We start from the raw sequence: 10856 nt of genomic DNA on the forward strand, positions 1-10856 counted from the left end.
GGGGGAAGGCGCGAAGCGCCTCAGGGGGAGCTTTATTTCTCCCGGGCCAGGAGTTCGCGGCGCGTGGCCTCGTCGTCCATCAGTTCGTACCACATCGCGTTGAGCACCGCGAAGGCGGCCGCCAGCGGCAGGCCGAGCAACCAGGCGAAGTACCACATGGTGTTGTGTCCTTTTCTTGACGTTGAATGTCGTTGCTTGATTCGGTGGATCAGTACGAGTGGCCGCGGCCCTCGATGATGGCCATCGGGTCGACCTTGCCGCGCAGCACGCTGTAGACCCAGCTGGTGTAGGCCACGATGAGGGGCACGAAGATCAGCGCGCACACCAGCATGATGAACAGCGTCACATGGCTGGACGAAGAGTCCCAGACCGTGAGGCTGTGCTGCGGGTTCAGCGACGAGGGCAGGATGAAAGGGAACATGGACGCCCCCACGCTGGCGATGATGCCGGCAATGCCCAGGCCGCTGGACAGCAGGGCCAGCCACTCGCGGCGCAGCCACAGGCCCAGCGCCGCCAGCAGCGGCATCAGCAGGCCGATGGCCGGCACGGCCCAGAGCACGGGCCGGGCCTGGTAGTTGGCAAACCAGGCGCCCGCCTGCAGCGCAGCCGTCTTGAACAGCGGGTTGGACGGTCCGGTGGTGTTGACCTCGCTGGTGATGCGGTAGCCGTTGAGCGCGGCCAGCCACACGCCGGCCGCCGCGAACAGCACCGTGGTGGCGACGGCCGCCACCATGCCGAGGCGGCGCGCGCGCGCGGCCACATCGCCCTCGGTCTTGAACACCAGCCAGGACGCACCATGCATGAGCAGCATGCACAGCGAGACCAGGCCGGCCAGCAGCGCAAACGGGTTGAGCAGGCCGAAGAACGTGCCCTCGTAGTAGATGCGCATGTCGGGCGCCAGGCGGAAGGGCACGCCCTGCAGCACATTGCCCAGGGCCACGCCGAAGATCAGCGCGGGCACCACGCCGGCCATGCACAGCACGGCATCCCAGCGCGCGCGCCAGGCCGGCTCCTCGCGCTTGCTGCGGAACTTGAAGGCCACGGGCCGCAGGATCAGCGCCACCAGGGCCGCGAACATGGCCAGGTAAAAGCCCGAGAACGACACGGCATACAGCTGCGGCCAGGCCGCAAAGATGGCGCCGCCGCCCAGGATGAGCCAGACCTGGTTGCCTTCCCAGACCGGGCCCAGAGAGTTGATGACGACGCGGCGCTCCACGTCGGTCCTGGCCGCCAGCGGCAGCAGCGCGGCAGCGCCCAGGTCAAAGCCATCGGTGACGGCAAAGGCGATGAGCAGCACGCCCAGCAGGCCCCACCACAGCAGGCGCAGGATGTCGTAGCTGATCAGTTCGTGAAGAATCATGGTGACAATCTCCCTTGGTCATTGCCCGCGGGCGAGTTTTTGCATCAGAGGGAAGTAGGTGGTCAGGTGCGGTGCGCTTTCCTCCTGCGGTCCCTTGCGGATGGCCTTCACCATGAGCTTCATCTCGATGACGAAGAGCACGGAGTAGATGGCGATGAAGCCTGCAATCGTCAGCAGCAGCGTGCCCGCGCCCAGGTTGGAGACGGCCAGCGCCGTGGGCAGCACGCCTTCGATGATCCAGGGCTGGCGGCCCACCTCGGCCACGATCCAGCCGCACTCGGCCGCGATCCAGGGCAGGGGAATGGCGATCACGGCCAGCTTGAGCATCCACGGATGGGCGTCCAGCCTGCGCCGCACCGACAGCCAGAAGAAGGCCGCCGTGAGCGCGATGAAGAACATGCCCAGCCCCACCATGATGCGGAAGGCCCAGAACAGCGGCCCCACGGCCGGCACGGTGTCCCAGGCGGCCTGGGCGATCTGCGCGTCCGTGGCCTGGCGCGGGTCGTCCACGTAGCGCTTGAGCAGCAGCGCGTAGCCCAGTTGCCCGCCCTTGTCCTCGAAGACGGCCTTGGCCTCGGCCGGCACCTGGCCCGTGGGGCCGGCGGCGCGGATGGCCTCCAGCGCGCCATAGGCCTCGATGCCGTTGCGGATGTACTGCTCGGTGCGCTGGACCAGGTCGTTGATGCCGGGGATCTCGGTGGTCAGCGAGCGCGTGCCGATCAGGCCCATGACCCAGGGAATGTGCACGGCGTAGTGCGTCTCCCGTGCGGCCTTGTCGGGGAAGCCGAAGGCCGTGAAGGCGGCCGGTGCGGGCTCGGTGTCCCACATGGCCTCGATGGCGGCCAGCTTCATCTTCTGGTGTTCCGACGACAGGTAGCCGCTTTCATCGCCCAGCACCACCACCGACAGCGCGGCGGCCAGGCCGAACGAGGTGGCCACCGTCATGGAGCGGCGCGCCAGCTGGATGTGCCGGCCCTTGAGCAGATACCAGGCCGAGACGCCCAGCACGAAGATGGCCGCCGTCACATAGCCTGCCGAGACCGTGTGCACGAACTTGGCCTGGGCCACGGGGTTGGTCAGCACCGCGAAGAAGTCGGTGACCTCCATGCGCATGGTCTGCGGGTTGAACGCCGCGCCCACGGGGTTTTGCATCCAGCCGTTGGCGATCAGGATCCACAGCGCCGAGAAGTTCGAGCCCAGGGCCACGCACCAAGTGGTCACCAGGTGCCCCACCTTGCTCAGGCGGTCCCAGCCGAAGAAGAACAGGCCCACGAAGGTGGCTTCGAGGAAGAAGGCCATCAGCCCCTCGATGGCCAGCGGCGCGCCGAAGATGTCGCCCACGTAGTGGCTGTAGTAGCTCCAGTTCATGCCGAACTGGAACTCCATCACGATGCCCGTGGCCACGCCCATGGCGAAGTTGATGCCGAACAACGTGCCCCAGAACTTCGTCATGTCGCGCCAGATGGTGCGGCCCGTCATCACGAAGACGGTCTCCATGATGGCGATGATCACGGCCAGGCCGATGGTCAGCGGCACGAACAGGAAGTGGTAGAGCGCCGTTACCGCGAACTGCAGCCGCGATAGATCGACGATGTCGAGGTCCATGGTGAGATCCTTTCTCTCGGGGTACTTGGTGAAATCCTTGATCAGCCGTCCTGCCGCAGGCGCGCCAGGGCCGCCTCGAACGGCGGTGTGCCGCGCAGCGCCTCGGACACCACGCGGCCCTGCTCCACCCACAGCAGCCGGTCGGCCAGTTGCGCCTCCCGCAGCTTGTGGGTGGCCAGCACCAGGGTGCGGCCCCGGGCTGCACTGTCCAGCCGCACCAGCAGGTCGGCGGCCGTGCGTGCATCCAGGCCCTCGGTCACTTCGTCCAGCAGCCAGCAGCGCGCGGGGCTCAGCAGCAGCCGCGCCAGCGCCAGGCGCCGTGCCTGGCCGCCGGACAGGCCCAGCCCGCCCTCGCCCAGCCGCGTGTCCAGGCCCTGCGCCATGGCCCGCACATCGCCGGCCAGCCCGGCGACTTCCAGCGCCGCCCACAGCGTGTCCTCGGCGGCCTGGGGGCAGGCCAGCAAAAGGTTGTCGCGCAGGCTGTCCTCGAACAGTTCGGTGCGCTGCGTCATCCAGGTGCAGCGCCGGGCACGCACGGCGCCGGCCAGCGGCTGGAGCTCGCCGGCCATCAGGGACAGCAGCGTGGTCTTGCCCGCGCCGCTGGCGCCCAGCAGGGCGACACGCTCGCCCTCGGCGATACGGATGTCCTGGGCCAGCACGGCGGCACGGGGTGCCACGACCTGCTCCAGCTCAACCGCCAAGCCTTGCCTGGGCGCAGCCGGTTCGCAGGCGCCTTGCGCAGCGCCATCGCGCAGGGCAGGCGCCAGCCGGCGCGCGGCCAGCCAGCTGCGGCCGGCCTCCAGCGCGCCACGGCGCAATGCCGCAAAGGGCTCCATGGCCGTCAGCGCCAGCAACAGGGCCAGCGCGGCCACGGGGGCGCCCAGCAGGCCGGCCTCGGCCAGCCAGCCTACGGCCAGCAGCACACCGGCCAGGGCCAGGGCGCCGCACAGGCCTTGCACGAAGGAAGTTCGGGCCTCCAGGCCGTGGAGTGCGGCGTCGGCCTCGGCCACGCGGGCGTCCAGGGCGGCAATGCGTTCGCAATGCGCGGCCAGGGTGCCGGCCATGGCCAGCTCCGCCTGCCCGGCCACCAGGTCGGCCGTGCGGGCGCGCAGGGACTCCAGCGCCAGCGCGCGGCGCACGGCGGGCCGGCGCGCACTGCGGGCCAGCCACAGGGCGCTGCCCAGGCCCGTGGCCAGCAGCCACGCAGCCAAGGCCAGGCCCAGCCACCAGCGCATCAGTCCCAGCGCAAGGGCGGCCACCAGCGTGGCACCCGTGGCGGCCAGCAAGGGCACGAACAGGCGCAGGTACAGGCTGTCCAGCGCATCCACGTCGGCCGTCAGCCGCTGCAGCAGGCGCGCGGGCCGCAGGCGCAGGCTCAGGGCGGCGGCGGGTGTGGCCCAGCTGCGCAGCAGCCGCTCGCGCAGGGCGGCCAGCACGGCCAGGGTGGCGTCATGGGTGACCAGCCGTTCGGCATAGCGGGTGCCCGTGCGGCCCAGGGCCAGCAGGCGGATGCCGGCCGAGGGCATGAAGACGTCGAAGACGATGGCCGTGGCCGGCACCAGCCCGGCCAGCGCCGTGGCCGTGATGAACCAGCCCGACAGGCCCAGCAGCGCCATGCCCATGAGCACCGTGAGCAGGGCCAGCAGCGCGCCGCCCAGCCACAGGCGGCGGGGCGCCATGCGCGCCAGGGCGGCAAGCACGGGCCGGAGGGTGGAGCGGGGCTTCATGCGGCCAGCTCCTGCGGGGCGGCATGGCCCGCCAGCTCCACCACGCGGTGCATGGCGGCGGCCAGCTCGGCATCGTGGGTGGCGACGATCAGCGTGCGCCCGCGTGCCAGTTGCAGCAGGGCATCGGTGACCTGGGCGGCCGTGGCCGGGTCCAGGTGGGCCGTGGGTTCATCGACCAGCAGCAGGCCTGCATCGCGCGACAGGGCCAGGCGCGCCAGTGCCAGGCGCACGATCTCCCCGCCCGACAGGCCGGCTCCGCCCTCGCCCAGCGTGGCGCCGGCACGGGCCTCGGCCAGCTTGCCCAGACCGGCCAGCCGCAAGGCCTGGCGTAGCTCGCCGAAGGTGAATCCCGGGCGGCCCAGCCGGAGGTTTTCGCCCACCGAGCCGGCGAACACATGGGGGCTCTGCCCCATCCAGGCCATGCGCGCGCGCAGCCGTCCGGCCGATTCGCCGTCGAGCAGCTGGCCGTCGATATGGATGCGCCCAGGCTCGGCCACCGGCAGCAGGCCGGCAATCTGCGCCAGCAGCAGCGACTTTCCGCTGCCGCTGGGGCTCCACAGCGCCACATGCTCGCCAGGCCGCACGTCCAGCGTGAGCGCCGGCAGCGTGACCGCGCCGCCTGGCGCCTGGGGCCGCACCTGCTCCAGGTGCAGGGCGCAGGCCTGGCCGGCCGCCCTGCCGGGCGCAGCCAGTGCGCCCGGCAGCGGCTGCGCATCGCGGCCCAGATCGCCCAGGGCCTGCAGCGCAGCCTCGCCGCTGGCGCGGTCGTGCCAGACGGCAGACAGCTCACGCAGGGGATCGAAGAAGCTGGGCGCCAGCAGCAGCACGAACAGCGCCTGGCCCAGGCTCAGTGTCTGGCCCCAGCTGCCAAAGGGCAGATGGCCCAGCAGGTGAAAGCCCACGTAGACGGCCACCATGGCCACGCCCAGGGCCGAGAACAGCTCCAGCACCGCGGAGGACAGAAAGGCGATGCGCAGCACGCGCATGCTGCGTTCGCGCAGGGATTCGGCATTGGCGCGCAGCCGCTGCGCCGTGGCATCCACCGCGCCCAGGGAGCGCAGGGTGGACAGGCCGCGCAGCCGGTCAAGCAGGAAGGCGTTCATGCCGCCCAGCTCCACCATCTGCGCCTGGCTGGCCGCCTTGGCGCGCCAGCCGACGATGGCCATGAACAGCGGGATCAGCGGCGCGGCCACCACCAGGATCAGCGCCACCACCCAGCTCTGGCTGGCCACGGCCAGCGCAATCACCAGCGGCACGGTGCGCACGCGCCACATGGCGGTCTGGTAGCGCGACAGCCAGGGCACGATGGCCTCGGCCTGCTCGGCCATGGCGCTGGCCGCCTGGCCCGAGGCCGCGCGCTGGCGGTCCAGCGGCGAGGTGCCCGCCAGCGTGCGCAGCACCTGCGCGCGCAGCGCGCTCACCAGGCTGCGCGCCTGCAGATTGGCGCGGCGCGTGCCGCTGGCATCGCACCAGGCGCGCAACCCGCCCAGCAGCGCAACGCCGGCCGCAAGCTGCCACAGTGGCCACAGCGGCTCCACGCCTGCGCCATCGGCCATGGACTGCACAGCCAGCGCCAGCAGCGCCGCCTGGGGCAGCCACAGCAGCGAGGCCAGCACCAGGCGCCCCGTACCCGCCATCGGACGACGCGCCAGCTGGTGGAACTCAGGCAATGACGGGGTACAAGGTTTGTTCATTTATTCTGTAATTTCAGTATTTACTGAAATTACGCAAAGAATTCTAAACAAACTTGCTCCAGGCAAGTCGCTCGTAGGGGGAAGCCGAGTGAAGCAGTCAAGCGTGCGCAAGAGGTTTTGCGCAAACAACTTCGAGGACCGGACCCGCACAGCGTGGGTAATACCCAAAGAAAACGGCGCCCGAAGGCGCCGTCTGGCAGAGTAGGAGAAGAGCCCGTCCTGGGCTCTGCCGACCTTACGGGGTGGACAGCAGGCGGTCGCGCGCCTGGTTGTATTCACGCTTGAGACGCTCCACCAGCTCGCCCGCACCCGTGACTTCGCGAATGGCGCCAATGCCCTGGCCGCAGCCCCAGATGTCCTTCCAGGCCTTCTTGGCGTCGCCGCCGAAGTTCATCTTGCTGGGGTCCGATTCGGGCAGGTTGTCGGGGTCCAGGCCTGCCGCACGGATGGACGGCGCCAGGTAGTTGCCGTGCACGCCCGTGAACAGGTTGCTGTAGACGATGTCGTCGGACGTGCCGTCCACGATGGCCTGCTTGTAGGCGTCGTGCGCACGCGCCTCATGCGTGGCGATGAAGGCCGAGCCGATATAGGCGAAGTCCGCACCCATGGCCTGGGCCGCGAGGATGGCACCGCCCGAGGCGATGGAGCCCGACAGCGCCACGGGGCCGTCGAACCATTCGCGGATCTCCTGGATCAGCGCGAACGGGCTCTTGACACCCGCATGGCCTCCCGCGCCCGCCGCCACGGCGATCAGGCCGTCGGCCCCCTTTTCGATGGCCTTGTGCGCGAACTTGTTGTTGATGATGTCGTGCAGCACCACGCCGCCCCAGCTGTGCACGGCCTGGTTCACGTCCTCGCGCGCACCCAGGCTGGTGATGACGATGGGCACCTTGTACTTGGCGCACATCTGCATGTCGTGCTCGAGCCGGTCATTGCTCTTGTGCACGATCTGGTTGATGGCGAACGGCGCCGAGGGCCGGTCCGGATGGGCCTTGTCCCAGGCGGCCAGGGTCTCGGTGATCTCGGCCAGCCAGTCTTCGAGCTGCTCGGCCGGGCGCGCGTTGAGCGCGGGCATGGAACCCACGATGCCGGCCTGGCACTGGGCGATCACGAGCTTGGGGTTGCTGATGATGAACAGCGGCGAGCCGATCACTGGCAGGGCCAGTTTCTTCAGCGCCGGGGGAAGCTTGGACATGCGTTGTCTCCGTTGGTTCTCGGTGTCTCTGTCTGCGTTGTGCCGTGCGGGAGCGCCGGGTCAGAAGGCGTCCATGGGCAGTGCCATCACGCTGCCTGCGCCGTGCACGATGGCATCGCGCAGGCCCGCCGCCTTGACGAGGATGTGCTCGGCATAAAAGCGCGCCGTCGCAATCTTCGCGCGCATGAAGGCCTCGTCCTGTCCCTTGTGCAACAGCTGCTCGGCCGCCAGCAGGGCGCGGCCCATCTGCCAGCCTGCGACGAGGTTGCCCGCCAGCATCAGGTAGGGAACGCTGCCGGCGTACACGGCATTGGGCTCGGCCTTGGCCTGGCCCGAGACGAAGTGCACCGCCTCCACGAAGGCCTGGCGCGCAGCGGCCAGCTGGCGGGCCACGGCCAGTGCCTCAGGCGTGCCGCTGGCGGCCAGCTCGGCCTCGGTCTTCTCGATCTGGCCCGCAATGGCCAGCGCGGTCTGGCCGCCATCGCGCGCCGTCTTGCGGCCCACCAGGTCATTGGCCTGGATGGCGGTCGTGCCTTCGTAGATGGTCAGGATCTTGGCGTCGCGGTAGTACTGGGCGGCGCCCGTCTCCTCGATGAAGCCCATGCCGCCGTGCACCTGCACGCCCAGGCTGGTGACTTCCAGGCTCATCTCGGTGCTGTAGCCCTTGACCAGGGGAACCATGAATTCATAGAAGGCCGCATTGGCCTCGCGCACCTGGGCATCGGCATGGTGGTGGGATGCGTCGTAGGCCGCGGCGGCCGTGGCCGCCATGGCGCGGCAGCCCTCGGTGTAGGCGCGCATGGTCATGAGCATGCGGCGCACATCGGGGTGGTGGATGATGGTGGCGCTGGCCTTCACGCTGCCGTCCACGGGGCGGCTTTGCACGCGCTCGCGGGCATAGGCCACGGCATGCTGGTAGGAGCGCTCGGCCACGGCAATGCCCTGCACGCCCACGGCGTAGCGGGCCGCGTTCATCATGATGAACATGTATTCGAGGCCGCGGTTTTCCTCGCCCACCAGGTAACCGATGGCGCCCCCGTTGTCGCCGTACTGCAGCACGGCTGTGGGCGAGGCCTTGATGCCCATCTTGTGCTCGATGCTCACGCAGTGCACATCGTTGCGCGCGCCCAGCGAGCCATCCTTGTTGACCAGGAACTTGGGCACCACGAACAGGCTGATGCCCTTGACGCCCTCGGGCGCCCCGGCCACGCGGGCCAGCACCAGATGGACGATGTTCTCGGCCATGTCGTGCTCGCCATAGGTGATGAAGATCTTGGTGCCGAAGACCTTGTAGCTGCCATCGGGCTGCGGATCGGCCTTGGTGCGCACCAGGGCCAGGTCGGAGCCGGCCTGGGGCTCGGTCAGGTTCATAGTGCCGGTCCACTCGCCGGTCACCAGCTTCTCGAGATAGGTGGCCTTGAGCTCATCGCTGCCGGCCGTCAGCAGGGCCTCGATGGCGCCGTCGGTCAGCAGCGGGCACAGCGCAAAGCTCAGGTTGGCGCTGTTGAGCATTTCCACGCAGGCCGCGCCAATCGTCTTGGGCAGGCCCTGGCCTCCAAAATCCTGCGGATGCTGCAGGCCCTGCCAGCCGCCTTCGGCGTACTGGCGAAAGGCCTGCTTGAAGCCCGCCGTGGTGGTGACCACGCCGTCCTTGAGGCTGGAAGGCGCCACGTCGCCCGGCAGGTTCAGCGGCGCCACCACGCCTTCGCACAGCTTGGCGCATTCCTCCAGCACGGCCTGGGCGGTCTCGAGGCCAGCCTCCTCGAAACCGGGCAACTGCGCCACCTGGTCGATCTGGGCCAGATGCTCCATGGCGAACAGCATGTCTTTGAGGGGAGCCGAGTAAGTCATTGTTGAACCTTCCTGAACAGAGCCTGGACCGCCGGCGCGCAGCGCGCGGCGACCTGGGACAGCGGGCGCGCCGCCACGGCACTACTGCATTGCTGCGTTATTGCGTGACGCGGCCCGATGCGTTGACGATGGACAAATCCACGAATTTCGAGCCCGCCTGCGAGCCCGGACGATAGGTAACCCAGTAGCCGCCCAGATCGAAGGCGTCCAGGCCGCGCAGCGAAGCGGCCAGCTTCTCGCGCGTCAGCGGCTGGGTGCGGCGCATGGCCTCCACGATGACGCGGGCGTTCACATAGCCTTCCATCATGGCGTAGCTGACCGGCACGGTCAGCGACTTGCCGGCAGCGGTGGCCGCGTCCCTGAACTCCTTGTTCAGGCGCATGGTCACCTTGTAGGGACTGGGCACGACCTGGGCAATGGACAGGCCGCTCATGAACTCCACGGGCAGGCGCTTGGCCAGTTGCTCGATATCGGCTTCCGATGTCGCGTAGATCTGGGCCGTGCCGCCCGCCATGCGGTACGCCTCGACGAAGGCCGAGGTCACGGGGCTGGAGGCCACCACCATCACGGCCTGCGCCGAAGGCTGGGCCTTTTGCAACTGGGACACGGCCTTGTCCATGGCACCCTTGCCCGTGCTCAGCGAGGCGCTGACCACCAGCTTGGCCTTGGAAGGCGCAATCGCCTTGTCCACAAGTTCCGCCACGGCCTTGGCATCCGGGCGTTCGTCATGCAGCAGGGCCAGGCGCGTGATGCCCACGGTGGCCAGGTGCGAGGCGATCTTGGCCATTTCCTCGGGCAGGTTGGCGCGGGTGCTGAAGATCTGGGGATGGCTCAGCACACGCGTGTCCGTGCTCTGGTAACCCACCAGGGAGATCTGGGACTGGTCGAGCAGCTTGCTGTCCAGCAGCGAAGCCATGTTGCGGTTGCCGAAGTAGCCGGCCAGCACCACGGGCTTGGACTCGTCCAGCAGCTTGCGGGTCTTGTCCACGGTTTCATCGGGGTGGCCCACATCGTCCACCGTGACCAGTTGCACGGGCTGGCCCTGCACGCCGCCGGCCTTGTTGATCTGGTCAAAGTACAGGCGCATGCCCTGGGCATAGGCCCGGCCCTGCGTCGCGCCGGCTCCCGACATGGGTGCCACCTGCCCCACCACCCAGGCATTGGCCTCGGCGGCCAGCGCCATGGCGCCACAGACAAAGGCCACGGCCGTGCGGGCCAGGCGCAAGCGCATCATCTTCATTTCAATCTCCCTCTCGGTTCATGCCATTGCCAGCACCCGCTGGCGGCCAAAGCCGTTGTTGTAGTCGTTGCCGCGAACCATGACCAGCGGGCCATCCCGGCATCCGTGACGGAAAAAGAGGGGCCTTGTGCCCCTCATTTTTCAGCTTTGGTCGCTTACAGCGCCTGCACCAGCTCGGGCACCG

General features: G+C 68.9%; 8 protein-coding genes. All 8 read right to left on the reverse strand.

Annotated features, from left to right (window positions below):
- Positions 1-32 precede the first annotated feature (32 nt).
- The 8 genes from cydX to DTS01S_RS27100 all read right to left on the reverse strand — a co-directional run bounded on the left by cydX (position 33) and on the right by DTS01S_RS27100 (position 10672).
- Positions 33-158 carry a cytochrome bd-I oxidase subunit CydX gene (gene cydX / locus DTS01S_RS27065; RefSeq protein WP_012204319.1) on the reverse strand — a complete coding sequence of 42 codons (126 nt, stop codon included), beginning with the start codon at positions 156-158 and terminating at the stop codon, positions 33-35.
- Between the two features lie 50 nt (positions 159-208).
- Positions 209-1360: a cytochrome d ubiquinol oxidase subunit II gene (gene cydB, locus DTS01S_RS27070; protein ID WP_017406272.1), complete on the reverse strand. Its 1152-nt coding sequence runs from the start codon at positions 1358-1360 to the stop codon at positions 209-211.
- Between the two features lie 18 nt (positions 1361-1378).
- Positions 1379-2965, reverse strand: coding sequence for a cytochrome ubiquinol oxidase subunit I (locus DTS01S_RS27075; protein ID WP_016450181.1), 1587 nt, complete (start codon positions 2963-2965; stop codon positions 1379-1381).
- A gap of 41 nt (positions 2966-3006) precedes the next feature.
- Positions 3007-4692 (reverse strand): amino acid ABC transporter ATP-binding/permease protein, encoded by a 1686-nt coding sequence (locus DTS01S_RS27080; RefSeq protein ID WP_017406271.1) that lies wholly within the window; start codon positions 4690-4692, stop codon positions 3007-3009.
- Positions 4689-6329, reverse strand: coding sequence for a thiol reductant ABC exporter subunit CydD (cydD, locus tag DTS01S_RS27085; RefSeq protein WP_017406270.1), 1641 nt, complete (start codon positions 6327-6329; stop codon positions 4689-4691). Before cydD ends, DTS01S_RS27080 begins: the two co-directional genes overlap by 4 nt.
- 292 nt (positions 6330-6621) lie before the next feature.
- Complete coding sequence (locus DTS01S_RS27090) at positions 6622-7581, reverse strand: NAD(P)H-dependent flavin oxidoreductase (protein WP_012204314.1); 960 nt, start codon at positions 7579-7581, stop codon at positions 6622-6624.
- 60 nt (positions 7582-7641) lie between these two features.
- The gene (locus DTS01S_RS27095; RefSeq protein WP_026062604.1) at positions 7642-9432 is read right to left on the reverse strand and encodes an acyl-CoA dehydrogenase; all 1791 of its coding nucleotides are present in this window, start codon (positions 9430-9432) and stop codon (positions 7642-7644) included.
- 97 nt (positions 9433-9529) lie between these two features.
- Positions 9530-10672 (reverse strand): ABC transporter substrate-binding protein, encoded by a 1143-nt coding sequence (locus tag DTS01S_RS27100; RefSeq protein ID WP_016450177.1) that lies wholly within the window; start codon positions 10670-10672, stop codon positions 9530-9532.
- Between the last annotated feature and the right edge of the window lie 184 nt (positions 10673-10856).

The organism is Delftia tsuruhatensis NBRC 16741, from assembly GCF_001571325.1.
Taxonomy (GTDB): Bacteria; Pseudomonadota; Gammaproteobacteria; order Burkholderiales; family Burkholderiaceae_C; genus Comamonas; species Comamonas tsuruhatensis.